Source organism: Hoylesella marshii DSM 16973 = JCM 13450 (assembly GCF_000146675.1).
Lineage (GTDB): Bacteria > Bacteroidota > Bacteroidia > Bacteroidales > Bacteroidaceae > Prevotella > Prevotella marshii.
Window position 1 is genome coordinate 2342332 of record NZ_GL397214.1, and the last position, 24377, is coordinate 2366708.

A 24377-nucleotide genomic window follows, 5' to 3' on the forward strand; every position below is an offset into this window, starting at 1 on the left:
AGTGATTCCGTTGGGATTCGAACCCAAGACCCACAGCTTAGAAGGCTGTTGCTCTAATCCAACTGAGCTACGGAACCCTTGAACCAGCTGCAAAATTACGGCTTTTCCATTAAAGGAACAAACATTTCCCCAAAAACTTTGATGCTTTTGCTGCAAAGATGATTAGGAATGAATTTTCTTCTCTTTTTATTTGGCAGGTAAAAATAAAAGGTTTACATTTGCATTGTCTTAATAACATTCTAATCACATTATACCTAACAAACATAATTACTATGGAAGTTCAAAAAATCATGGCAGCCTTGGAGGCCAAACATCCAGGTGAATCAGAGTTCTTACAAGCAGTAAGAGAGGTTCTTCTCTCCGTAGAAGAAGTCTACAATCAGCATCCCGAATTTGAGAAAGCGAAAGTGATTGAGCGTATGGTAGAGCCTGAGCGTATCATCACATTCCGTGTGCCTTGGGTAGATGACAAAGGTGAAGTACAGGTAAACATCGGTTATCGCGTACAGTTCAACGGCGCAATTGGTCCCTATAAGGGCGGTTTGCGGTTCCATCCGTCGGTAAACCTCTCTATCTTAAAGTTCCTCGGATTCGAACAAACCTTTAAGAACGCACTCACCACACTTCCTATGGGTGGTGGAAAAGGTGGTTCCGACTTCGCTCCCCGTGGAAAGAGCGACGCTGAAATCATGCGCTTTTGCCAGGCTTTCATGACCGAACTATATCGTCATATCGGTCCTAACGTAGACGTTCCTGCAGGTGATATCGGTGTAGGTGGCCGTGAGATTGGCTATCTCTTCGGTATGTATAAGAAGCTTACTCACCAGTTTGAAGGTGTTCTTACCGGTAAAGCATTGGAATGGGGTGGCTCTATCTTCCGTCCTGAAGCAACCGGTTATGGTGCCCTCTACTTTGTACATCAGATGCTCGAGACCAAAGGTATCGACATTAAAGGAAAGACCATTGCACTCAGTGGCTTCGGTAACGTGGCTTGGGGTGCAGCAAAGAAAGCGACAGAGTTAGGAGCTAAAGTAATTACCATCAGTGGACCTGACGGTTATATACTTGATGAGGCAGGCTTAAACGCAGAGAAAATCGCTTATATGCTTGAATTGAGAAGCAGTGGTAACGACATCTGTGCACCTTATGCCGATAAGTTCCCGGGTTCTAAGTTCTTTGCTGGCAAGAAGCCTTGGGAGGCTAAAGCCGACATTTACCTGCCTTGTGCCACACAAAACGAGCTCAATGGAGAAGATGCAGCCAAGATTTTGGCCAACAAACCCGTATGTGTTGCCGAAGTATCCAACATGGGTTGCACGGCAGAGGCATCCGAGAAATTTGTTGCAACCAAAACACTCTTTGCTCCGGGTAAGGCTGTAAATGCAGGAGGTGTAGCCACTTCAGGTCTTGAAATGACACAGAACTCTATCCGTCTCTCATGGACAGGTAAGGAAGTAGACGAGCGTCTGCACCATATCATGTCATCTATCCACGAACAGTGCGTGAAATACGGCACAGGAAAGGATGGTTACATTGACTACGTGAAGGGTGCGAACATTGCCGGATTCATGAAGGTTGCTCATGCCATGATGGCTCAGGGCATTGTATAAATGTAAAATATAATATAGTGATATATCGGAGAAGCATCGTCACGATATTATCGATACTGTTTAGCCTTACTGCTCTGTTTGCACAACAGAGGGGTAAGGCTTCTTTTTATTCAAAGAGGGCAACAGGTGCTAGGACAAGTAGCGGTGCAAGAGTGCACCACGACAGCCTTACCTGTGCACATCGTACTTACCCTTTCGGCAGCATTCTTAAAGTAACAAACCTATCAAACGGCCTTTCTGTATTGGTGAAAGTAACCGACCGAGGCCCATATAGAAGAGGCCGCGTCATCGACTTATCATGGAGAGCAGCTAAGGAGATTGGCATGCTGTCTCAAGGGGTTGCCACTGTAGAGATAGAGTTGGCCAACACCGTTAAGATTCCCTATCGAGATGAAACGCCGATAACACTCCCACAGATAGACTTCCAAGTCAACGACGAAGGCTACAGTCTTACTGAAAGATGGAAAAAAGATACCGTGGATGAGGCCACATTATCGGCCAAGATGAATCGGAAATCCATCAAACAAAAACAAGCAGTAAAGGCGATGAAGCCAACCTCTACTCCTAAACCTACAGATACCAACAAGCCTTCTGCTAAGGAACAATCTCTCAAGATAGAAAAGGCACCTCCTCGTTTTCCATAAGGCGGGCACGTAGCTGACGAGAGCCGCACTTATTTCTTGTTCCTTTTCTCTTTCTATTTTTCCCCTTTCTCGCAGGCCTGAACCGAGACAGATTGCAACTCAATCTTATTCCTTTTCAAATCTTTTGTGTCCGCATCCCTTTCTATATCAATCAATTACCATCTCCAATAGTTTACTTCTATCTCTCTCTTGGTCTCCTATAAAACCGTAAAACCAACAATCAGACCTCCTCATACAAAAACAGTAGGCAGCCCGTCATTGGTATCTCTCAACTTTTTCGTACCTTTGCATCAAATAGTTATATATAAAAAAGAAGATATGGAACAAACAGAGAACAAGTACTTAGCTGTGGCTTACACGCTGTATAAAATAACGAATGGGCAAGAAGAGTTGGTGGAGGAAGCGCCGGAAGACAAGCCTTTTTGCTTTATCAGCGGTTTTGGTACAACCATAGAATGCTTTGAGAGCAACGTAATAGGGCTGGAAACAAACGGCACTTTCGATTTTACGTTGAGTAAGCAAGAGGCCTATGGCGACCACGAAGCAGAGCGCGTGCTCGATTTAAGCAAAGATATTTTTACCATCAACGGCCATTTCGACCACGACAACATCTATGTCGATGCCATTATTCCTTTGCAAAACGAAGATGGAAACAGGTTTAACGGTCGTGTGCTCGATATTTCCGACGATAAGGTGAAAGTAGATTTAAACCACCCTTTGGCAGGTTGCGACCTCCATTTCGTAGGGAAAATAGTAGAAAACCGTGAAGCAACAAAAGACGAAATACAGTCTATGCTCAACGCGTTGAGTGGCGAGGGAAGTTGTGGATGCGGTTGTGGAAGCTGTGGTTGCGAAGAGGGAGACGGGCACGAAGGCTGCCACCATGGCCACGAACACCACCATCACCACGGCCATGGACATGACGGCAGATGCGGGTGTCATTGAAACAACCCTGTTACGAAGATACGAGAAACATCGGTAAGGATACCGACAAAACCTTGGATAGAAACGGACGGCAACAATGAGCAACACTTTCGGCAACATATTCAGATTGACTTCCTTCGGCGAAAGTCATGGCGAAGCCATAGGAGGGATTATCGATGGGATGCCCGCCGGTATCGAAATAGATGATGCGTTCGTGCAAAACGAGCTGCAAAGACGTCGCCCGGGACAGAGCAAACTTACCACCGGCCGCCAAGAAAGCGACCGAGTGGAGTTGCTAAGTGGTATTTTTGAAGGCAAATCCACCGGCTGTCCGATAGGTTTTATGATACATAACACCCATCAGTATTCTAAGGATTACGACAACATACAACACCTTTTTCGTCCCTCACACGCTGATTTTACCTACTATAAGAAGTATGGTTTGCGCGATTTTCGAGGCGGAGGACGCTCTTCAGCCCGTGTTACCATTGCGCGATGTGTGGCCGGTGCGCTTGCAAAATTAGCCTTACGACAGATTGGAGTAGAGATTCTGGCCTATACATCGCAAATAGGCACACTTGCATTACAGAACGATTATCGGCTCTATGACCTTGCACAAGCAGAAGAAAATCCTGTTCGCTGCCCCGACAAACAAATGGCTCGTGAGATGGAGAACCTCATTCTTTCGGTCAAAGAGGCCGGCGACACCGTGGGAGGAGTCGTCACCTGTGTCGTAAAAGGTTGCCCCGCAGGTCTCGGTGAACCGGAGTTTGGAAAGCTACATGCTGCTCTTGGCAGCGCAATGCTTAGCATCAATGCCGTGAAAGGCTTTGAATACGGACTTGGATTTGAAAGTGCTCGGGGGAGAGGAAGCGAGCAAAACGATGTTTTCGTGAATGAGAACGGGAATATAAAGACCTCAACAAACAACAGCGGAGGCATACAAGGAGGCATCAGCAATGGAGCAGACATTTATTTCAGGGTAGCTTTTAAACCTGTTGCCACCCTGCTCCGTCACCAAGACACTTTAAATACCGACGGCTTGCCTGCCGCTTTCACCACGCAGGGGAGACATGACCCGTGTGCCGTACCCAGAGCTGTACCCATCGTCGAGGCAATGGCAGCCATGACAATACTCGACTTTTACCTTCTTGGAAAGACAACTTTCATCCGCTAAAAGCTATCCTTTCATCGCCTCAAAGCTATCTTTTTAAGTCTTCAAAGCTATCCTTTTACACGCTCAAAGCATACCTTTTTCATTTTGTTTTGTATGCTGCTGATTATCAATAGTTTATCATTCATGCGCGAGTTCGGGACAAGAGAATTTTATCTAATAGCCCCATCGGGGCGAAAGACCTTAGACAGGGGTAAGTGATAGCGTAGCCCCTGTGTCGTGGAGTCCCGCAGTCTAAGCCCTGAAACGAAGTTCGCTGAAACGGAGAGGAAGCAAAGGCGACAGAACACTAATCTTCCTTCACCCCTACAGGGTTCATCTTTCCACACATGCTTATCAGGGGTTGCCTTTTTGCTTCACGTCCCGTTTTGTGCCGGCGATTTGCAATTGCTCTCTTACGAGCTCCATGCCCTGCCTAAGGTCTGTCGCCCCCTCGGGGCTTACAGTCCGATAGCCTTATCCCAAACTCGCGTATCTTATGATGCCATGAGGCGTAGCCTAAGCGCTGTAAGCGCGTAACATATCAAGCCCAGCGCATAGCATCGGGTAGATGACACTCCCCCCAATAAGCTCTGAAGGAGTGCAATATGTTAGCCCAGCGCATAGCGCTGGGTATAGAGCATTCCCCTAAATGGAGCGCTGTAAGTGCGCCACATCCCGTTCATCTATATATATGAAAATGAAAGAAAAAGGTCTTTCGCACTTACAGCGCTCCATTTTGTGGCGTCTTTTTACCCAAGGCGTTGCCTTGGGCTGACATCTTACGCGCCTACAGCGCTTACTTTTTAAGTCTTAAAAGCATGTAGTTGCAATTCACGCCAACCTACATTTTACCTGCTCATAGGACAAGGATGAGTTCTGAAACGATGTTCGTTGTGCGAAGCGGATAAGCGGAACGAAAAGCAAAGTGTACAGTATGTTAGCCCAGCGCATAGTATTGGGTAGATGATACTCTCCCGAATAAGCTCTGCAAGAGTGCGGTATGTCAGCCTATCGCATAGTATTGGGTAGATGATACTCTCCCGAATAAGCTCTGGAAGAGTGCGGTATGTCAGCCTATCGCATAGTATTGGGTAGATGATACTCTCCCGAATAAGCTCTGCAAGAGTGCGGTATATCAGCCTATCGCATAGCATCGGGTAGATGACACTCCCCCGAATAAGCTCTGAAGGAGCGCAATATGTCAGCCCAGCGCATAGCGCTGGGTATAGAGCATTCCCCTAAATGGAGCGCTGTAAGTGCGACACATCCTTATTAATCATATACATGGAGGTGAAGCGGAATGCCTTTTACTCCCTTTGGGACTATTGGACAAGATTCTCTTATCCCGCCCTCGCGTATGAATTCCATCGCTTTCTGTCATCTTTTATTTGCTTGTCGACATCTGAACGAGTATCCGGCAAAATGTGTACAGGCTCTCATGACCAACTTTCCTTTAAGAGATGACGGCGTGAATGGGAATCGGTTGGTAGATGAAACGAAAGAAAACCTTTTGTCTGAAATTTGGTTTTACACCATATTATATATATAGACTTTAGGAAGCGGATATAGCATCGGCGGGGTCATTGTATGGATGTTTATTTTTTCTTCTTGGTTTTTCGGCATGAAAGGCCTGTTTTTCTTGATGAAGTTTGAAAAACAATCAGAATCTGACATTTTGTATAGCATAAGAGGTTACTTTACCTTCAATTAATACAAAAAAACGGTTCAGTAATCTTTCCTCTTGTTAATTTACTGACAATTTGGTTGGGAAATGATAACGTCTGTTATCGTTTTTCACTGTTTTTAGCGCGCTTTTATGGATTGAAAACAAAAAAAGTAGTAGATGAATGATTTTTTTTTGTCAGATTTTTTGGAACTTACTTAAAAATAACATATCTTTGTGAATCATTTGAATAACACAAACAATTTATTAACTTTAACAAGAGGATTTATGGACAAAAGACTTAGTATGGTGTTTGCCGGTCTGTTCCTATTTGTAGGAATGGCATTGGCACAGACTAAAATCTCCGGAACCGTAGTATCCCAAGAGGATGGTGAGCCTATCATAGGTGCATCTGTTGTTGTCCAAGGAAGTAAACTTGGAACCGTGACAAACATGGAAGGACACTTCTCTTTGGATGTTGCCGCTGGTAAAAAACTTGTTATCAGTTATGTAGGTATGGAGACTGTTACTGTAACAGCCCAGCCTAACATGCGGGTCGTGCTAAGACCCAATACGGCGCTCGAAGAAGTCGTCGTGACTGGTATGACAAAGATTGACAAGCGACTCTTTACGGGTTCTACTACGCAAATTGACGCCAAAGGCGCTAAGGTAGACGGTGTGGCCGACATCAGTCGTTCACTCGAAGGCCGCGCAGCAGGTGTTTCGGTGCAGAATGTATCGGGTACGTTCGGTACGGCGCCTAAGATTCGCGTGCGTGGTGCTACTTCTATCTATGGTAGTTCAAAACCGTTATGGGTAGTAGATGGTGTCATTATGGAAGATGTGGTAGATGTTAGTGCTGACCAATTGTCATCAGGTGATGCTAACACCCTTATCAGTTCCGCTATTGCAGGTTTGAACTCAGACGACATCGAGAGCTTTCAAATCTTGAAAGACGGTTCTGCTACTTCTATTTACGGTGCTCGCGCTATGGCCGGTGTGATTGTTGTTACCACGAAGAAAGGTAAAGCCGGACAGGCACACATCAACTATACAGGTGAATACACCATGCGTCTGAAGCCCAGCTACAGGGAATTCAATATCATGAACTCACAAGACCAAATGGGTGTTTATCAGGAGTTACAGCAAAAAGGTTATCTGAATTATGCCGAGCTTGCTACTTCTGCCAGCAGCGGTATCTACGGAAAGATGTATCAACTCCTTAGCCAGTATGATCCCGCTACCGGTCAGTTCGCCCTTGCCAACACGGATGAAGCCATCGGAAACTATCTGAGAGCTGCCGAATATCGCAACACCAACTGGTTTGGCGACCTCTTCTCGAATGCCGTTATGCACAACCACTCCGTTAGTATCTCGGGTGGTACGGACAAGGCACAGTTCTATTCTTCATTGAGTGCTATGTTCGACCCGGGTTGGACGAAGCAAAGCCGTGTACAGCGTTTCACCGGTAACTTGAACACTTCTTACCGCTTGTCCAGCAAGGTGAATGTAAACCTCATCAGCAATGCTTCTTATCGTAAGCAACGCGCTCCCGGTACATTGAGCAGTGAAACAGATGCCGTTACGGGAGAAGTGAAGCGCGACTTCGACATCAACCCCTATTCGTATGCTTTGAACACATCGAGGGCTTTGGATCCCAATGCCTACTATACACGTAACTATGCTCCGTTCAATATCTATAACGAGTTGAATAACAACTATATGGACTTGAATGTGAACGATATCCGTGTACAGGGACGTCTGAATTATCATCCTATCAGCAAGGTAGAGCTTTCACTGCTTGCCTCAGCTAAGTTCTCCGCAACCTCGCAAGAACATATTATTAAGGATGAATCCAATCAGGCACAGGCCTATAGAGCTATGGGTACATCTACCATCAGAAAGCGTAATCCGCTTCTCTACACAGACCCTGATAACCCCTATGCACTCCCTATGACTCTCCTTCCTGACGGTGGTATCTACGAACGCACTGATAACAGAATGTTCGGATGGGACTTCCGTGCCACCGCACAGTACAACGACGTATATGCAAAAGACCATATCGTGAACTTCTATGGTGGTATGGAGGCAAACTCTGCTGACCGTCGGTCGAATTGGTTCCGTGGCTGGGGTATGCAATACTCTATGGGTGAAATCCCCAACTATGTTTACCAAGTATTTAAGAAGGGCGTGGAAACGAACTTGGACTACTACACGTTGAGCAACAAACATAACCGTAGTGTGGCTTTCTTCGGAACAGCTTCCTATTCATATAAAGGTATCTACAACCTCAACGGTACCGTGCGTTATGAAGGTTCTAACCGTCTGGGACACAGTAACAGTGCCCGTTGGCTGCCTACATGGAATATTTCGGGTGCATGGAACGTGCATGAAGAAAAGTGGTTTAACCAGTTCGAGAAAGTAATGTCTTTCCTCAAGCTGCGTCTGTCTTACTCTCTGACGGCCGAACCGCCTTCCGTTACCAACTCGTTGGCTGTCATCGGAAGCCGTACACCTTGGCGTCCGTTTTCAAGTGTAAGGGAAAGTGAGCTGTACCTCTCTGCATTGGCAAACGAAGATTTGACCTATGAGAAGAAACACGAGTTCAACATTGGTCTCGATATGGGATTCCTGAAAAACCGTATCAACTTCACAGTAGACTGGTATAAACGTAACAACTACGACCTGATAGGTCCTGCTACAACACAAGGTATCGGCGGTCAGGTTACGAAATACGGTAATATCGCTACGATGAAATCCAATGGTATTGAGTTGTCGCTTTCTACAGTGAATATTAAAAACAAGGACTTCTCTTGGACAACCAACTTCATCTATTCGCATACACACAATGAAGTGACGAAGTTGGATACCGACGAACGACTCATCGACTATGTTTCCGGACAGGGCTTTACCCAAGTGGGATACCCCGTAAGAGCATTGTTCTCTATTCCGTTCAAAGGCCTGAATCACGAAGGTTTGCCGACTTTCCTCGATCAGGATGGCAACATCACGACCACCGGAATCTATTTCCAGACCCGTGACCCCGAAAAGTTGAAGTTCTTGAAGTATGAAGGTAGCGTGGATCCCACCGACGTAGGTAGTTTTGGAAACATCTTTACCTATAAAGGAATCACGTTGAATGTGTTCGTTACCTATTCTTTTGGAAACGTGGTTCGCTTAGACCCCGTATTCTCGAACAGATATGATGACCTCACTTCTACACCGAAAGAATTTAAAAACCGCTGGACAGTTCCGGGCGACGAGCGCAGAACCAATGTGCCAGGAATTGCAAGTCTCCGTCAGAACAACTTGGATCCGCACTTAAGTTATGCTTACAATGCCTATAACTTCTCTGATGCCCGTATTGCTAAAGGCGACTTTATTCGTATGAAAGAGATATCTTTGGCATACGACTTCCCAAGGAGTCTTGCCAGTCGTTTGAGCCTGACCAATCTCGCGTTGAAGCTCCAAGCCACCAACCTTTTCCTGATATATGCTGATAAGAAGCTGAACGGACAAGATCCGGAGTTCTTCAATTCTGGTGGTGTGGCTGTGCCGATGCCTAAACAGTTTACACTTACATTAAGATTAGGACTATAAAAATACGTTTCATTATGAAAAGAATCAATATATCAGCGTCGGTTATTGCACTGTCATTGCTGACTCTTCAGTTCTCTTCCTGCAACGATTTCCTCGACACCATGCCGGATAATCGTGCAGAGATAGATTCGGAATTGAAAGTGAAAACCCTGCTTACATCCGCTTATCCGACAAACAGCTACGTTTTCATTACCGAGGTAATGTCGGATAATGTGGACGATACGGGTGAAGAAAGCCCCTATACCGACCGCTTCTTTGATGAAGTTTATGCATGGAAAGACCTCACAGAGACGAATAACGATGATACAGAACGTTTCTGGAATGCATCTTATCGGGCTATTGCTGCAGCCAATCATGCACTTGAAGCCATTGATAAAATGGGAGGCCCCCGCACGTCTACACTGCGTGAATGCAAGGGCGAAGCTCTCCTCTGCCGTGCTTACAACCACTTCATGTTGGTCAATATATTCTGCAAGAACTACAATGCAACGACCAGTACCAAGGATTTGGGTATACCGTATGCCACGAAGTCGGAGACTTCTCTTTTCCCGAAGTATGATCGAGGCACTGTAGCTGAGGACTATAAACTGATAGAGAAAGACTTGTTGGAAGCACTTCCTTTGGTAGGCGATGCCCATTTGAGTGTACCGAAGTACCACTTCAACACGCAAGCAGCATATGCTTTCGCATGCCGTTTCTATCTGTACTATGAGCAATGGGACAAGGCTATTGAGTATGCCAACCTGTGTTTAGGCTCCAATCCTCAGTCCATGTTGCGTGACTGGGAACATGTAGGCTCTATGCCGCAAGGCGATGCCGGTCGTCAGGCTATCGAAGAGCATTACATTTCAGCAGATTTGAACTGTAACCTGCTCCTTGCTACGTCGTATTCAAGTATCGGTCTTGTCTTTAATCCTTATTATGCTTATTCGCGGTATGCACACTCTTCCTACTTGGCAGAGAATGAAACAGGTAATGCTAAGAACATTTGGGGAGAGAGTGTTGATGCTCACGGCAAATCAGTATACTACTCCAGAATGGCAAAGTATTCGGCAACAAACTTGGATATGACTATCTTCTGGAAATATCCGGCACTCTTCGAGATTACCGATCCTATCGCCCAAGTAGGCTTTAGACGTGCTGTCAATACTTTATTCACGGCCGATGAGTGTTTGCTGAACCGTGCTGAAGCGTACACAATGAAGAAAGAATACGATAAAGCGGCAGCCGATTTGAGCATGTGGGCGGCTAATATCCTGAAGGATGACCCCACTTATACGCCTAATGACATCATGACATTCTATAATTCTGTGGGTTATTCGTATGACGATACAGACAAGAAGAAGTCTACAGTAAAGAAACATCTCCATCCGAGCTTTACTATCGATGCCGAACGCAGCCAGCAGGAAACCATGTTGCAGTGTGTATTAGGATTCCGCCGCATAGAAACGTTGCATGGAGGTATGCGTTGGTTTGATATCAAACGCTACGGTATTGAGATTCCGCGTCGTCTTTTGAATGAGTCCGGACAACCTTCCAAGATAACAGACCTATTGACGAAAGATGACGAGCGCAGGGCAATCCAGATACCGATGAAGGTCATTCAAGCCGGTTTAACACCTAATCCACGCAAATAATAACCATTAAAGACCTAATGAAATGAAAAAATTCATATATTCAGCCTTGTTCCTTGCGACGACGAGTGCTTGTCTCTTGTCGTGTTCGAACGATGAACCGGACAAGACAAGTATTATTACTGTCGGTCAAACGGTGCAGACACCACTCGATAAATGGTTGAAGGCTAACTATGTAGATCCCTACAACATACGTTTTAAATATCGTTATGTAGATAATGAAGGCGATATGAACTACTTCACGATACCTGCAAAATACGAGGATGCCGTTAAGATGGCACACCTTATTAAGTATCTTTGCATCGAGGCATACGATGAAGTGGGAGGTGTCGGTTTCACTCGTTCGGTGTTTCCAAAATTGATTTATTGTATCGGCGAATTCGAATATCGCAACAACGGAACAATCATTTTGGGTACTGCAGAGAATGGAAAGAAGATTTTGATGACGGGTTCTAATTATATTACAACCTATGAACATGATATCGAGCAATTGAATCATTTCTACTTCAAAACCATTCATCACGAGTTTACCCACATCCTGAACCAGAACAAAGACTACCCGGCAGCATTTAAGCTCATCACCGGCTCAGCCTATGTGTCTGACAGTTGGAGTACCCATCCCTATGATGGTTACAACACGGATAGAGACCAGAAAAATGGTGTAGCTAACAATTATTGTTATCTGCACGGCTTTATCACTCCTTATTCGCAACATTCCGATGTTGAGGATATTGCCGAACTCTTGTCTACTTATGTAGTAAATACGAAAGCAGAGTGGGACCGCATGGTAGCCTTAGGTGGCACCAATGGTGGTGCTCTCATTACTTCCAAGATGGATATCGTGAAGAGATACATGAAGACAGCATGGAACATAGACCTCGATGCCTTACGAGATGTAGTGCAAAGACGTCAGGCCGATGTGGCTGCCGGCAAAATCGATATCACTGACTTGACTGTTAAATAAACATTAAACCGACGATTATGAAAACAAATAGAATATTAATCGGCTTGTTGATGGCTTTGCCCATGTTCTTTCTTCAGTCCTGTCTGAAAGATCAGGAAGACATCTTCGATAAGTCATCCTCTTTGAGAATGCAGGAATATCAGGCAGAGGCGAAAGCCGCGCTGATTGCTCCCGAGCATGGTTGGGTATTCGAAATATTCCCCCACAAGGAGCAGAAGTATGGCGGATATGCCTTTACCTGTAAGTTTGATGCTGAGCAAGTGACGGCAAAAACCGAATTGGCTCTCGGACAAGAGCGCACCAGCTATTATGGTATGACCAACGATATGGGTCCCGTTCTCACGTTCGATACATACAACGAGTTCATGCATTTCTTCTCTACGCCTTCGGCAAAGAGGTATCAAGGCTATAATGGAGACTTCGAGTATATCATCGACAGCATCGGAGCCGATAAGATGAAAGTGCACGCTAAGCGTACCGGCAACATATTATATATGTATAAGCTGACCGAGAGTGCCGATACTTATCTGCAGAAAGTTGCAGCCATGACAGAGAACTTCCAAGTCGGATTGGTGGCAGGAGCGTTTGGTTCAACCACGCTTAAAGGGTCTTTCGACCTCGACAGCCGTCAACTCATCTATAAAGATGGCAAGAATGCATCGGCAGAAGAGAAGACAGTGGCCTTTGTCTTCACATCTACGGGCATCCGCTTCTATCGCCCCATCAACATGGGAGGTATCAGCGTATCTTCTTTCGACTTCAATGCCGACAATCTCAAGCTTGAAGGAAAAGATGCCAACGGTAACGCCGTTACCTTGCAATGCTCTTATCCCGAAGGCTATGCACCTTTCGACCTCTATGCCGGAAACTATGTGCTGACTTATGATACGAATAAGACCATCAACGTGACGCTGACGGCTAATGCCGATAAGACCGCTTACCTGATGTCTGGTCTCAATGCCAATTATCAGATAACGTTGCCTTACAACAAGTCTACAGGTGTCCTTTCGTTTAATTCACAAAAGATAGGTGAAGTTGGTGGGAAGACCGTTATGATTTGTGGATGGGACTTAGCGCACGGCGGTTACCTTTCTTGGGATCCAAAGACGGGTATGGTTACGCAGTGGAATGGTGACAAGACAAATCCCGTTTTCAATTTCGTTGATAACAAAGCGGATAAGTCTTTCGTTACCGACTCTTACATCCTTTGGACAGTCAATGCCGATGGAAGCAGTGGAGGTCAGCTGACAGTATCCTCATGGTTTATCAACGGCAATAACCGGATTCCTAATATTAAGAGTCTAACCAAACAATAAACAGTTATGAAAAAGTATTATATATTCCTCTTGGCATGTCTTTCCCTCATCGGGTTGGCATCTTGCAGCGATGAGGTAGACAATCCTTACGCTCATACGCCTTCGCTTTCTATAGTCAGTCAAGACCTTACGTTCAGTGCTGCCTCGGCAACCAAGACGTTCAGTGTGAATGCCCCCGACGGTATCACAAAGGTTTCTACGTCTATGGATTGGTGTACCGCTACTATTGAAGGCACGAATATCAAAGTGACTGTTGCAGCGAATGGAAACAAAGAAAGCCGTTCTTCACGTGTTACCGTATGGTCGGGAGCAGATTCCGTCTATGTTGTGGTACAACAGATGGGCACGATATTCACGACAGGTGGCAAAAATGAAATCATCTTAGACGACTTTGCTGCAACAAGAAACATCGACCTTTGGCACAACGTGACACCTACGCTCGCCACTACTGCCGATTGGATGACGGCTGAAATGAAAGACGGCAAGCTGGTGCTCACTACTACCGATAACAACACGGGTAAAATCCGTGCCGGTTACATCAAGTTTACGGTGGGCTCGGTGGTTGATTCCATTTTGGTAATGCAGCGTGATTTCAAGAAAGATATCTTAGGTCAATACTACGTAGTCTTTAAGGACAAGCCCACAGACACTAAGTATTCTGCTACGGAGGCTACGCTGACAGAAACGGAATTGCAGTTTACTACAGATAACCTCACTCTGCCTATCACCTCTGATGAAAAAGATTTCTCCATCTCTATTAAGAGTGGCCGGTATTTAGGCAGTATTGTCTCAGAGGGAAAAACCTATTATATCTATAATATATTCTATGACAAGAAAGGTGAATATTGGACTTCTTTTAATACCAATTACACCGGTAAGGTGTCTTTCTCTTACGATAAGACCTTAGGTACCTATGGTGCCTTGGGTGGAACATTTGGAGACTACACCATTGGCTGTTTCTCTTTGGAAGCATTCAAGTCTCGTTCGTTCACGAAGAGTGCACATGCAGGAGAATTACAGAAAATGTATAATATGACACTTGTCAAGAAGTGATGTAATAGAAACATTGTAATGGATTAGTCCCGAACACGTATTCCGTGTTCGGGACTTTTGCTATATGCCGGCATTCAGCCGCTTCTGCCAGCACTTATCTTTAGAACAATCCGACAAAGAGACAATGAGCAATCCGGGGAGGAGTAATGAGTAATCTCGAAAGAGACAATGGCCAATCTCGAGGGGTTATTGGAGCAAGCCAAGAAAGAGTGATGGGGGTGTTTTACCTCCTAAAATCGACCCTGAGACCGCTTATCTACCATTTCAGGATTGATTCCACCACTTCTTGTCATCTTTTATTCACTTGTCGGCATCCTGTCTGCTGCCTTCCCTCGATGGAGCCCCCAGCTACGCTTTTGGGAAGACGACACACAAGCTGAACGGCCATCCAACAAGACCTGCATAGGTTCTCATGACCGATTGGGGTATGGTCTGTGGAATGTTGGGTGGGTGGCACCCTTGCCGTAGCGGCAGCTCCATCGTCTTTCAAGAGCTATGCTTTTAGCGTGTCAAAGGATAGCTTTCCCGTGCTCGGAGCTATGTTTTTAGCCCGTTAAAGCTATGCTTCTTCAAACACATATCTATATGATTGATTATTAGATGATTATGGATTGTTCGTCTGTGACTTGTCTTCGCTTTCTTATTCAGCAGCCCGTTTACCACCGGCAACTCGTCAGTTCATCGCAGCTTTTTATCCCACAATGAGCCGTGTATTCTCGTTGCTGTACAAGAAATTTCTCCTCCAGCAGGATGTAAATAAACAAATCAAAAGTTATTTTATATTAAATATTAAATTCGATAGATGATTGTTTTCTTCATATATTAGGTAGATTGAATAATTCTTCGTAACTTTGCACCCCGCAAGCTCTTTATGGGAGTAATAGCGTAATTCATTGATAATAAACGAAATAAATATATAAAATTAAAAAGTAACAATTATGCCTACTATTTCACAGTTAGTAAGAAAGGGCAGAAAGGTTCTTGTAGAGAAGAGCAAATCGCCGGCTTTGGACTGTTGTCCGCAGCGTCGTGGCGTGTGTGTTCGTGTCTATACAACAACCCCTAAAAAGCCTAATTCGGCAATGAGAAAAGTTGCCCGTGTGCGTTTAACGAACCAAAAGGAAGTCAACTCTTACATTCCGGGTGAAGGACACAACTTGCAGGAACACAGCATTGTGCTTGTTCGTGGCGGTCGTGTGAAAGACCTTCCCGGTGTGCGCTATCACATCGTTCGCGGAACACTTGATACGGCCGGCGTAGCCAATCGTACCCAGCGTCGTTCCAAGTATGGTGCTAAACGTCCTAAAGCAGCTAAAAAATAAGAGGGACATAAGTCCTGTCGGTCGATGTGAGGTGAGTTGGTAAGTCGGCTTCAGATGCCCTGCTTCGGAACTTCAATGCTGCTTGCTTTGCTTTCAGCATGCCTCGCTCCCCTGATAAGGCGGCGTTTCGGAAAAGAAAGAAACATTACATATTATCATCGTTTTGCTGGTGACTTGTTGATACAAGGTTGAGTAAATGCTCGAGAGCGAGTGTTGAAGAACAAAGAAAGACAGCCCACGCAGAATTTATTTTCAAACAAAATGAGAAAAGCAAAACCCAAGAAGCGCGTGATCTTACCCGATCCCGTGTATCATGACCAGAAGGTCTCGAAATTCGTTAATCACTTGATGTATGATGGCAAGAAGAGCATTTCTTATGAAATATTCTATCATGCGTTAGACATTGTGAAGTCTAAAATGGCGGAAGAAGAGAAGTCCTCCTTGGAGATATGGAAGACTGCTCTTGCTAACATCACTCCGCAGGTAGAGGTGAAAAGCCGTCGTATCGGTGGAGCGACGTTCCAAGTTCCTACCGAGATTCGTCCTGACCGCAAGGAGAGCGTTTCTATGAAGAATATGATAGCTTTCGCCCGCAAGCGTGGTGGTAAAACCATGGCGGAAAAGTTGGCTGCGGAAATCATGGACGCATTCAATAATCAGGGCGGTGCTTACAAGCGTAAGGAAGATATGCACCGCATGGCCGAGGCTAACCGCGCATTCGCTCATTTCAGATTCTAACGTATATATATAAATAAGGTAAAGAGAAATGGCAAATCGCGATTTAAAGCTGACACGTAATATCGGTATTATGGCGCATATCGATGCCGGTAAAACTACCACATCGGAGCGTATTTTGTTCTATACGGGTAAGACCCACAAAATAGGTGAGGTGCATGACGGTGCTGCTACCATGGACTGGATGGCACAAGAGCAGGAACGTGGTATTACGATTACTTCTGCTGCAACCACCTGTAATTGGAATTGGAACGGCAATTCCTATAAAATCAATCTGATAGATACTCCGGGACACGTGGACTTCACCGCAGAGGTGGAACGTTCGCTGCGTGTGCTCGATGGTGCTGTGGCCACCTATTCTGCTGCCGATGGCGTTCAACCCCAATCGGAAACAGTATGGCGTCAGGCAGATAAATACAATGTGCCGCGCGTCGGTTATGTAAATAAGATGGACCGTTCGGGTGCCGACTTCTTTGAGACCGTTAGGCAGATGAAAGAGATTTTGGGTGCAACCCCATGTCCCATACAGATACCTATCGGTGCGGAAGAGAACTTCAAAGGCGTTGTAGACCTGATAAAAATGAAGGCCATCCTTTGGCATGACGAGACGATGGGTGCTGAATACGACGTGGAAGAGATTCCCGTCGACCTCGTAGACGAGGCTAACGAATGGCGCGAAAAGTTGGTGGAAAGTGCCGCTAACTTTGATGATGCCATCATGGAGAAATATCTTGAGGGTGGCGAGATTGGCGAAGAAGAGCTGATAGCTGCCATTCGCAAGGGTACTATCTCCATGGAGATTACTCCGATGGTACTCGGCTCGTCGTATAAGAACAAAGGCGTGCAGCCCCTTCTTGACTATGTATGCGCATTCCTGCCGTCTCCGCTCGATACGGAGAATATTGTTGGCGTGAATCCAAATACCGATGCCGAAGAAGATCGTAAGCCCAGCGAAAATGAACCCACAGCGGCACTCGCCTTTAAGATTGCTACCGACCCGTTCATGGGGCGTCTGGTATTCTTCCGTGTCTATTCAGGTAAGGTAAATGCCGGTAGCTATGTGTACAACGCACGTTCGGGTAAAAAAGAACGCATCAGCCGTTTGTTCCAAATGAACTCCAACAAGGAGATTCCGATGGAATCTATCGATGCCGGTGATATCGGTGCAGGCGTAGGCTTCAAAGATATTCGTACAGGCGATACGCTTTGCGATGAGGCACATCCCATTGTGCTCGAATCCATGTCGTTCCCTGATACGGTGATTTCAATTGCCGTGGAACCCAAGAGCCAAGCAGACATTGCAAAACTTGATAACGGTCTTGCCAAGCTGGCAGAAGAAGACCCCACGTTTACGGTACGTACTGATGAACAGAGCGGTCAGACCATTATCTCGGGTATGGGTGAGCTTCACTTGGATATTATCATCGACCGCCTGAAGCGTGAATTTAAGGTGGAATGTAACCAAGGCAAGCCTCAGGTGAACTATAAGGAGGCCATTACGAAGACGGTAAACCTGCGTGAGGTGTACAAGAAACAGAGTGGTGGTCGCGGTAAGTTTGCCGACATCATTGTAAACATTGGTCCGAGAGACGATGATTACAAGGAAAGCAACCTGCAGTTCGTGAACGAAGTGAAGGGCGGTAATGTGCCCAAGGAGTTCGTTCCCTCCGTTCAGAAAGGTTTTGAAAACGCCATGAAGAATGGTGTACTTGGCGGTTATCCTATGGATTCTTTGAAAGTGACCTTGCTCGATGGCTCTTTCCATCCCGTAGACTCCGACCAGCTGTCGTTCGAGTTAGCAGCATTGAATGCCTACAAGAACGGATGTGTAAAGGCCGGCCCCGTGCTCATGGAACCTATTATGCGCGTAGAGGTAGTAACACCTGAAGAGAATATGGGTGATGTGATTGGTGACCTGAATAAGCGTCGCGGTCAGGTAGAAGGAATGGAAGAAAGCCGTTCCGGAGCCAGAATCGTGAAAGCCTTGGTTCCGTTGGCTGAGATGTTCGGCTATGTCACTGCCCTTCGTACCATTACTTCCGGTCGTGCAACAAGTTCTATGGAATATGACCACCACGCACCGCTGTCAAGCTCTATTGCTAAGACAGTGTTGGAAGAAATAAAAGGTCGTACGGATTTGGTATAAAAACAACGAGAGAAAAGAGAGGCAGGGTAGCGAATGACTCTTACCCTGTATCTTCTTTTCACTTATCAAGAATCATAAACCATTAAAACAACTGAATGAACATGAGTCAGAAGATTAGAATTAAGCTGAAATCATACGACCACAAGTTGGTAGATAAGTCAGCAGAGAAGATTGTGAAGGCAGTAAAGGCAACCGGTGCCATTGTCAGCGGACCGATTCCATTGCCAACCCACAAACGCATCTACACGGTGAACCGCAGCACTTTCGTTAATAAGAAAGCGCGCGAACAGTTCCAATTGTCGAACTACAAACGTCTGATCGACATTTACAGCTCTACCGCCAAGACGGTTGATGCCTTGATGAAGCTGGAATTGCCGAGTGGTGTAGAAGTAGAAATTAAGGTGTAGTTTGGATGTCCGAACACATCAACAGAAGAATAAGAATCATTTAAAAATAAATTGAAATGCCAGGATTAATTGGAAGAAAAATCGGAATGACATCCGTTTTCAGTGCCGACGGTAAGAATGTACCGTGCACTGTTATCGAAGCCGGTCCTTGTGTTGTAACCCAGGTGAAGACCCTTGAGAAAGACGGTTACAAGGCTGTTCAATTAGGTTTCGCAGAGGCAAAGGAAAGCAGAACTACCAAGCCGATGTTGGGAATCTTTAAGAAAGCCGGCACAACGCCGAAAAAGCACTTGGTTGAGTTCAAGTTTGAAGAGGAGTATAACCTCGGTGACACAATTACGGTTGAGCTGTTCAACGATACGGAGTTCGTAGACGTTGTCGGAACTTCTAAGGGAAAAGGTTTCCAAGGAGTTGTGAAACGTCACGGATTTGGTGGTGTAGGGCAGTCTACTCACGGTCAGGACGACCGCGCACGTAAGCCGGGTTCTATCGGTGCTTGTTCTTATCCCGCAAAGGTGTTTAAAGGCATGCGTATGGCCGGCCAAATGGGAGGTGACAGGGTGACAACTCAGAACCTCAGAGTGTTAAAGGTTATTCCGGAGCACAACCTTATCCTTGTGAAAGGTAGTGTAGCCGGATGCAAAGGTTCAACCGTTTTAATTAAAAAATAATGGAAGTTAACGTATTGAATATTAATGGTCAGGAGACCGGAAGAAAGGTTACGTTAAACGAATCTATCTTTGCCATTGAACCCAATGACCACGTTCTTTACTTAGCAGTAAAGCAGTATTTGGCTAATCAACGCCAAGGTACGGCTAAGACGAAAGAGAGAAGCGAAATGAGCGGTTCTACCCGTAAATTGGGACGTCAGAAAGGTGGCGGCGGTGCACGTCGCGGTGACATCAACTCTCCCTTGCTCGTAGGTGGTGCTCGTGTGTTTGGTCCTAAGCCTCGCGATTATGGCTTTAAACTGAACCGGAAAGTAAAAGTTTTAGCTCGCAAGAGTGCACTATCATACAAGGCACAGGAGAATGCTATCATTGTCGTTGAGGATTTTGATATAGAGACGCCAAAGACAAAAGATTTTATAAATATTACTAAAAATCTTAACGTTGACGGGCGAAAATTACTTCTCGTTTTGCCAAAAGAGAATAAAAATGTATATTTGTCGGCTCGTAACTTGCAGCGTTCTGAGGTTATGTCCGCATCTACACTCAATTCTTATAAGATTTTGAATGCAGATGTATTGGTCGTAACCGAAAATTCGTTGAAAGTAATTGACGGCATCTTAACAAAATAATAGGAAGGACGTATAAAGTATGGCATTTATCATAAAACCATTGGTCACTGAGAAGATGACCAAGATTACAGACAAGTTCGCAAATCGTTATGGTTTCATTGTTCGCCCTGAAGCAAACAAACTTCAGATCAAGAGTGAAATCGAAAGTCTGTATCATGTTACGGTAGTCGCTGTGAATACTGCCCGCTATGCAGGTAAGCGTTCTGCCCGTTATACTAAAGCCGGATTGATTAAAGGTCAAAAGCCTGCTTTTAAGAAGGCAATCGTAACCCTGAAAGAGGGTGAGACCATAGATTTTTACAGCAATATTTAAATAAACAATGGCAGTACGTAAATTAAAACCGGTTACTCCGGGACAAAGACACAAGATTATTGGCACGTTCGAGGATATTACTGCATCCGTGCCAGAGAAGTCTCTCGTTTACGGTAAACGTTCTACCGGTGGGCGAAACAACACCGGTAAGATGACTGTCCGTTATATTGGCGGAGGTCATAAGAAGAAGTATCGTTTTATCGACTTCAAACGTGAGAAAGATGGTGTTCCAGCTGTAGTAAAAACAATTGAGTACGATCCGAACCGCTCGGCGCGTATCGCATTGTTGTATTACGCTGATGGTGAAAAACGTTACATTATTGCTCCTAACGGCTTGCAGGTCGGTGCAACCTTGATGTCAGGAAAGGATGCGGCACCAGAGATTGGTAATACGCTTCCTTTGGCTAACATCCCCGTCGGTACGGTAATTCATAATATTGAATTGCGTCCGGGACAAGGTGCGTTGCTCGTTCGTTCGGCTGGTAACTTCGCTCAGCTTACTTCTCGTGAAGGCAGTTATTGTGTGATTAAGCTCCCTTCTGGCGAGACTCGCCAGATTCTGAGTGCTTGTAAAGCAACTGTCGGTAGTGTAGGAAACTCCGACCATGCATTGGAACAGTCCGGTAAGGCCGGTCGTTCTCGCTGGTTGGGACGTCGTCCTCATAACCGTGGTGTTGTCATGAACCCTGTAGATCACCCGATGGGTGGTGGTGAAGGACGTCAGTCCGGTGGACATCCCCGCTCGCGTAAGGGTCTGTATGCAAAAGGTCTTAAGACTCGTGCACCGAAGAAGCTTTCTAACAAGTATATAATTGAAAGAGCTAACAAATAACTTAAACAAGAGTAGAGTATGAGTCGTTCATTAAAAAAAGGTCCATATATCAACGTGTCACTTGAAAAGAAGATTCTCGCAATGAATGAAAGTGGCAAGAAGAGTGTTGTGAAAACATGGGCCAGGGCTTCAATGATTTCCCCCGATTTTGTGGGGCATTCCGTTGCTGTCCATAACGGAAATAAATTTATCCCTGTTTACATTACCGAGAATATGGTAGGACATAAACTTGGTGAGTTCTCTCCTACGCGTCGATTCGGCGGGCATTCGGGAAATAGAAAGTAAGCGGGTTATAACCATTTAAAGAAAATGAATAATGGGAGCAAGAAAACATATATCAGCTGAAAAAAGAAAAGAGGCTCTAAAGAGTTTGTATTTTGCAAAGCTCAAGGGAGTTCCTTCTTCCCCGCGTAAGATGCGCTATGTTGTAGATATGATTCGTGGCATGGAAGTGAACCGTGCTTTGGGAGTTTTGAGATTCTCTAAGAAACAAGCTGCAGCAGATGTAGAAAAACTGTTGCGTTCAGCCATTGCTAATTGGGAGAATAAAACCGAGCGTAAGGCAGAAGATGGAGAACTCTATGTTTCAAAGGTCTTCGTAGATGAAGGCGTTACGATGAAGCGTATGAGACCAGCACCTCAAGGTCGTGGTTACAGAATTCGTAAGCGTAGTAACCATGTTACACTGTTTGTTGATGCCAAAAATAACGAAGATAAACAATAAATAGAATGGGACAGAAAGTAAATCCAATAAGCAACCGTTTAGGTATTATCCGTGGTTGGGATTCAAATTGGTTCGGAGGCAAGAGCTTCGGAGATAACCTCATCGAGGACAGGAAAATCCGTAAGTATCTCAACGAACGTTTGGCAAAGGCGAGTCTATCACGTATTGTCATCGAACGAACTTTGAAACTCGTTACCATTACTATTTGTACTGCCCGTCCGGGTATTGTTATCGGTAAAGGCGGACAGGATGTTGATAAACTGAAAGAAGAGCTGAAAAAACTCTACGATAAAGAAATTCAAATCAACATTTTTGAAGTTAAGAAACCCGAACTTGATGCGAATATCGTTGGCAACAATATTGCCCGCCAGGTAGAAGGAAAGATTGCTTACCGTCGTGCTATTAAGATGGCGATTGCCAATACGATGCGCGCTGGTGCAGAAGGTATTAAAGTGCAAATTACCGGTCGTCTGAATGGTGCAGAAATGGCACGTAAGGAAATGTTTAAAGAGGGACGTACACCCTTGCATACTTTCCGTGCAGACATTGATTACTGTCAGACCGAAGCCTTAACGAAGGTCGGACTGTTGGGTATTAAGGTATGGATCTGCCGTGGAGAAGTCTATGGTGAGTGTGACCTTACTCCTAATTTCGCTCAAGAAAAACAAAGTGCCGGCCGTACACAAGGTGGCGGACGTTCGGGAAGAGGTAATCGTAAGAGAAACAGTAACCGTTAAAAGTAGAAGCTATCATGTTACAGCCAAAAAGAGTAAAATATAGAAGACCTCAAGACGGGCGCGGTAATAAAGGAAACGCGAGCAGAGGCACACAATTGGCTTTCGGTTCATTCGGCATCAAAACACTTGAGGCAAAATGGATTGACAGCCGCCAGATTGAGGCTGCCCGTGTGGCCGTAAACCGTTATATGCAACGTGAAGGTCAGGTCTGGATACGTATATTCCCAGATAAACCCATTACTCGTAAACCTGCCGATGTCCGTATGGGTAAAGGTAAAGGTGACGTTGCGGGGTGGGTGGCACCGGTTACACCGGGTCGCATCCTCTTTGAAGTGGAAGGCGTTTCATTTGATGTTGCTAAAGAGGCATTGCGTCTTGCAGCACAGAAATTGCCTGTCAAAACAAAGTTTATTGTTAGACGTGATTACGATAAAAACGCTTAATTATGAAGATGAAAGAAATAAAGGAATTTGAGACCAAGGATTTGGTTGAGAAATTGGAGCATACGACAGAGGAACTGAATAAAATGAAGTTTAATCATCATGTTACTCCACTTGAGAATCCATCGCAGATTAAGGCTACTCGTCGTGATATTGCACGTATGAAGACAGAACTCCGTCAGAGAGAACTTAATAAATAACAATGGTATAGATGGAAACAAGAAACTTAAGAAAAGTAAGAACGGGTGTCGTTACAAGCAACAAGATGGATAAAACCATTGTTATTGCATCGAAGTTCAAAGAGAAGCACCCGATATATGGTAAGTTTGTTCAAAAGACAAAGAAATACCATGTGCATGATGAGAAGAACGAGGCGAACGTAGGTGATATGGTTCAAATCATGGAAACTCGTCCTCTGTCTAAAACAAAGAGATGGAGATTAGTTCAAATAATCGAAAAAGCGAAGTAAATTATGATACAAGCAGAATCAAGACTTACAGTATGTGATAACAGTGGCGCACGCGAGGCTCTCTGTATTCGTGTCCTCGGTGGTACCGGTCGCCGTTATGCTAGTGTGGGGGATATTATTGTCGTTTCTGTCAAGAGCGTAATTCCCTCAGGTGATTTGAAAAAAGGTGCAGTATCTAAGGCTTTGATTGTTCGCACGAAGAAAGAAATCCGTCGTGCTGATGGCTCTTATATTCGATTTGACGACAATGCTTGTGTATTGTTGAATAATGCGGGTGAGCTTCGTGGTAGCCGCATCTTCGGTCCTGTAGCTCGTGAGCTTCGTGCCGTGAATATGAAGGTTGTTTCTTTGGCACCCGAGGTTCTTTAAATAAACTAAAAACAGGAAT

At 45.1% G+C, this 24377-nt stretch carries 24 protein-coding genes and 1 tRNA gene; 24 read left to right on the plus strand and 1 reads right to left on the minus strand.

The window, feature by feature from the left end; translation table 11 throughout:
* Positions 1 to 2 precede the first annotated feature (2 nt).
* A tRNA-Arg gene (locus HMPREF0658_RS09635) sits at positions 3 to 77 on the minus strand.
* Positions 78 to 272: 195 nt separating this feature from the next.
* On the opposite strand from HMPREF0658_RS09635, the gene gdhA reads away from it, so the two are divergent.
* The 24 genes from gdhA (at position 273) to rplN (ending at position 24358) form a co-directional block, all read left to right on the plus strand.
* Positions 273 to 1610, plus strand: a complete 1338-nt coding sequence (gdhA, locus tag HMPREF0658_RS09640) for an NADP-specific glutamate dehydrogenase (RefSeq protein WP_024990905.1) — start codon at positions 273 to 275, stop codon at positions 1608 to 1610.
* A 74-nt stretch (positions 1611 to 1684) separates the two neighbouring features.
* Complete coding sequence (locus HMPREF0658_RS09645) at positions 1685 to 2254, plus strand: septal ring lytic transglycosylase RlpA family protein (RefSeq protein WP_244860923.1); 570 nt, start codon at positions 1685 to 1687, stop codon at positions 2252 to 2254.
* A 318-nt stretch (positions 2255 to 2572) separates the two neighbouring features.
* The gene (locus tag HMPREF0658_RS09650; RefSeq protein ID WP_024990906.1) at positions 2573 to 3199 is read left to right on the plus strand and encodes an FKBP-type peptidyl-prolyl cis-trans isomerase; all 627 of its coding nucleotides are present in this window, start codon (positions 2573 to 2575) and stop codon (positions 3197 to 3199) included.
* 76 nt (positions 3200 to 3275) lie between these two features.
* Positions 3276 to 4355, plus strand: a complete 1080-nt coding sequence (aroC, locus tag HMPREF0658_RS09655; RefSeq protein WP_006950491.1) for a chorismate synthase — start codon at positions 3276 to 3278, stop codon at positions 4353 to 4355.
* Between the two features lie 1930 nt (positions 4356 to 6285).
* Positions 6286 to 9597: a SusC/RagA family TonB-linked outer membrane protein gene (locus HMPREF0658_RS09660; protein WP_006950493.1), complete on the plus strand. Its 3312-nt coding sequence runs from the start codon at positions 6286 to 6288 to the stop codon at positions 9595 to 9597.
* A 14-nt stretch (positions 9598 to 9611) separates the two neighbouring features.
* On the plus strand, positions 9612 to 11234 hold the full coding sequence (locus tag HMPREF0658_RS09665; RefSeq protein ID WP_006950494.1) for a RagB/SusD family nutrient uptake outer membrane protein: 1623 nt from the start codon (positions 9612 to 9614) through the stop codon (positions 11232 to 11234).
* A gap of 22 nt (positions 11235 to 11256) precedes the next feature.
* A complete protein-coding gene (locus tag HMPREF0658_RS09670; RefSeq protein WP_006950495.1) occupies positions 11257 to 12195 on the plus strand; it encodes a zinc-binding metallopeptidase in 939 nt (312 codons plus the stop codon).
* Positions 12196 to 12212: 17 nt separating this feature from the next.
* On the plus strand, positions 12213 to 13511 hold the full coding sequence (locus tag HMPREF0658_RS10710; protein WP_006950496.1) for a DUF4302 domain-containing protein: 1299 nt from the start codon (positions 12213 to 12215) through the stop codon (positions 13509 to 13511).
* 6 nt (positions 13512 to 13517) lie between these two features.
* Entirely contained in the window at positions 13518 to 14564 is a 1047-nt protein-coding gene (locus HMPREF0658_RS09680; protein ID WP_006950497.1) for a BACON domain-containing protein, read from the plus strand.
* Between the two features lie 938 nt (positions 14565 to 15502).
* Positions 15503 to 15886, plus strand: coding sequence for a 30S ribosomal protein S12 (gene rpsL / locus HMPREF0658_RS09685; protein ID WP_006950498.1), 384 nt, complete (start codon positions 15503 to 15505; stop codon positions 15884 to 15886).
* A 261-nt stretch (positions 15887 to 16147) separates the two neighbouring features.
* On the plus strand, positions 16148 to 16624 hold the full coding sequence (rpsG, locus tag HMPREF0658_RS09690; RefSeq protein ID WP_024990907.1) for a 30S ribosomal protein S7: 477 nt from the start codon (positions 16148 to 16150) through the stop codon (positions 16622 to 16624).
* Positions 16625 to 16652: 28 nt separating this feature from the next.
* Positions 16653 to 18767 (plus strand): elongation factor G, encoded by a 2115-nt coding sequence (fusA, locus tag HMPREF0658_RS09695; RefSeq protein WP_006950500.1) that lies wholly within the window; start codon positions 16653 to 16655, stop codon positions 18765 to 18767.
* Between the two features lie 101 nt (positions 18768 to 18868).
* Positions 18869 to 19174, plus strand: a complete 306-nt coding sequence (rpsJ, locus tag HMPREF0658_RS09700; protein WP_024990908.1) for a 30S ribosomal protein S10 — start codon at positions 18869 to 18871, stop codon at positions 19172 to 19174.
* Between the two features lie 56 nt (positions 19175 to 19230).
* Positions 19231 to 19845, plus strand: a complete 615-nt coding sequence (rplC, locus tag HMPREF0658_RS09705) for a 50S ribosomal protein L3 (RefSeq protein ID WP_006950502.1) — start codon at positions 19231 to 19233, stop codon at positions 19843 to 19845.
* Positions 19845 to 20474, plus strand: a complete 630-nt coding sequence (gene rplD / locus HMPREF0658_RS09710; protein ID WP_006950503.1) for a 50S ribosomal protein L4 — start codon at positions 19845 to 19847, stop codon at positions 20472 to 20474. The genes rplC and rplD overlap by 1 nt, the downstream gene beginning before the upstream one ends.
* A gap of 19 nt (positions 20475 to 20493) precedes the next feature.
* Positions 20494 to 20787, plus strand: a complete 294-nt coding sequence (gene rplW, locus HMPREF0658_RS09715; RefSeq protein ID WP_006950504.1) for a 50S ribosomal protein L23 — start codon at positions 20494 to 20496, stop codon at positions 20785 to 20787.
* A 7-nt stretch (positions 20788 to 20794) separates the two neighbouring features.
* Positions 20795 to 21619, plus strand: coding sequence for a 50S ribosomal protein L2 (gene rplB, locus HMPREF0658_RS09720; protein WP_006950505.1), 825 nt, complete (start codon positions 20795 to 20797; stop codon positions 21617 to 21619).
* An 18-nt stretch (positions 21620 to 21637) separates the two neighbouring features.
* Positions 21638 to 21904 carry a 30S ribosomal protein S19 gene (gene rpsS / locus HMPREF0658_RS09725; RefSeq protein ID WP_006950506.1) on the plus strand — a complete coding sequence of 89 codons (267 nt, stop codon included), beginning with the start codon at positions 21638 to 21640 and terminating at the stop codon, positions 21902 to 21904.
* A 31-nt stretch (positions 21905 to 21935) separates the two neighbouring features.
* Positions 21936 to 22343, plus strand: coding sequence for a 50S ribosomal protein L22 (gene rplV / locus HMPREF0658_RS09730; protein WP_006950507.1), 408 nt, complete (start codon positions 21936 to 21938; stop codon positions 22341 to 22343).
* Positions 22344 to 22348: 5 nt separating this feature from the next.
* Complete coding sequence (rpsC, locus tag HMPREF0658_RS09735) at positions 22349 to 23080, plus strand: 30S ribosomal protein S3 (RefSeq protein WP_006950508.1); 732 nt, start codon at positions 22349 to 22351, stop codon at positions 23078 to 23080.
* 14 nt (positions 23081 to 23094) lie between these two features.
* The gene (gene rplP, locus HMPREF0658_RS09740) at positions 23095 to 23523 is read left to right on the plus strand and encodes a 50S ribosomal protein L16 (protein WP_006950509.1); all 429 of its coding nucleotides are present in this window, start codon (positions 23095 to 23097) and stop codon (positions 23521 to 23523) included.
* Positions 23524 to 23525: 2 nt separating this feature from the next.
* Positions 23526 to 23720 carry a 50S ribosomal protein L29 gene (rpmC, locus tag HMPREF0658_RS09745; RefSeq protein ID WP_006950510.1) on the plus strand — a complete coding sequence of 65 codons (195 nt, stop codon included), beginning with the start codon at positions 23526 to 23528 and terminating at the stop codon, positions 23718 to 23720.
* Between the two features lie 11 nt (positions 23721 to 23731).
* On the plus strand, positions 23732 to 23989 hold the full coding sequence (rpsQ, locus tag HMPREF0658_RS09750) for a 30S ribosomal protein S17 (RefSeq protein ID WP_006950511.1): 258 nt from the start codon (positions 23732 to 23734) through the stop codon (positions 23987 to 23989).
* Between the two features lie 3 nt (positions 23990 to 23992).
* Positions 23993 to 24358, plus strand: a complete 366-nt coding sequence (gene rplN / locus HMPREF0658_RS09755; protein WP_006950512.1) for a 50S ribosomal protein L14 — start codon at positions 23993 to 23995, stop codon at positions 24356 to 24358.
* Positions 24359 to 24377 lie beyond the last annotated feature (19 nt).

Coding starts and splice junctions, on each gene's coding strand:
- gdhA (WP_024990905.1), top strand. CDS start 273: ATGGAAGTTCAAAAAATCATGGCAGCCTTGGAGGCCAAACATCCAGGT.
- HMPREF0658_RS09650 (WP_024990906.1), top strand. CDS start 2,573: ATGGAACAAACAGAGAACAAGTACTTAGCTGTGGCTTACACGCTGTAT.
- aroC (WP_006950491.1), top strand. CDS start 3,276: ATGAGCAACACTTTCGGCAACATATTCAGATTGACTTCCTTCGGCGAA.
- HMPREF0658_RS09660 (WP_006950493.1), top strand. CDS start 6,286: ATGGACAAAAGACTTAGTATGGTGTTTGCCGGTCTGTTCCTATTTGTA.
- HMPREF0658_RS09665 (WP_006950494.1), top strand. CDS start 9,612: ATGAAAAGAATCAATATATCAGCGTCGGTTATTGCACTGTCATTGCTG.
- HMPREF0658_RS09670 (WP_006950495.1), top strand. CDS start 11,257: ATGAAAAAATTCATATATTCAGCCTTGTTCCTTGCGACGACGAGTGCT.
- HMPREF0658_RS10710 (WP_006950496.1), top strand. CDS start 12,213: ATGAAAACAAATAGAATATTAATCGGCTTGTTGATGGCTTTGCCCATG.
- HMPREF0658_RS09680 (WP_006950497.1), top strand. CDS start 13,518: ATGAAAAAGTATTATATATTCCTCTTGGCATGTCTTTCCCTCATCGGG.
- rpsL (WP_006950498.1), top strand. CDS start 15,503: ATGCCTACTATTTCACAGTTAGTAAGAAAGGGCAGAAAGGTTCTTGTA.
- rpsG (WP_024990907.1), top strand. CDS start 16,148: ATGAGAAAAGCAAAACCCAAGAAGCGCGTGATCTTACCCGATCCCGTG.
- fusA (WP_006950500.1), top strand. CDS start 16,653: ATGGCAAATCGCGATTTAAAGCTGACACGTAATATCGGTATTATGGCG.
- rpsJ (WP_024990908.1), top strand. CDS start 18,869: ATGAGTCAGAAGATTAGAATTAAGCTGAAATCATACGACCACAAGTTG.
- rplC (WP_006950502.1), top strand. CDS start 19,231: ATGCCAGGATTAATTGGAAGAAAAATCGGAATGACATCCGTTTTCAGT.
- rplD (WP_006950503.1), top strand. CDS start 19,845: ATGGAAGTTAACGTATTGAATATTAATGGTCAGGAGACCGGAAGAAAG.
- rplW (WP_006950504.1), top strand. CDS start 20,494: ATGGCATTTATCATAAAACCATTGGTCACTGAGAAGATGACCAAGATT.
- rplB (WP_006950505.1), top strand. CDS start 20,795: ATGGCAGTACGTAAATTAAAACCGGTTACTCCGGGACAAAGACACAAG.
- rpsS (WP_006950506.1), top strand. CDS start 21,638: ATGAGTCGTTCATTAAAAAAAGGTCCATATATCAACGTGTCACTTGAA.
- rplV (WP_006950507.1), top strand. CDS start 21,936: ATGGGAGCAAGAAAACATATATCAGCTGAAAAAAGAAAAGAGGCTCTA.
- rpsC (WP_006950508.1), top strand. CDS start 22,349: ATGGGACAGAAAGTAAATCCAATAAGCAACCGTTTAGGTATTATCCGT.
- rplP (WP_006950509.1), top strand. CDS start 23,095: ATGTTACAGCCAAAAAGAGTAAAATATAGAAGACCTCAAGACGGGCGC.
- rpmC (WP_006950510.1), top strand. CDS start 23,526: ATGAAGATGAAAGAAATAAAGGAATTTGAGACCAAGGATTTGGTTGAG.
- rpsQ (WP_006950511.1), top strand. CDS start 23,732: ATGGAAACAAGAAACTTAAGAAAAGTAAGAACGGGTGTCGTTACAAGC.
- rplN (WP_006950512.1), top strand. CDS start 23,993: ATGATACAAGCAGAATCAAGACTTACAGTATGTGATAACAGTGGCGCA.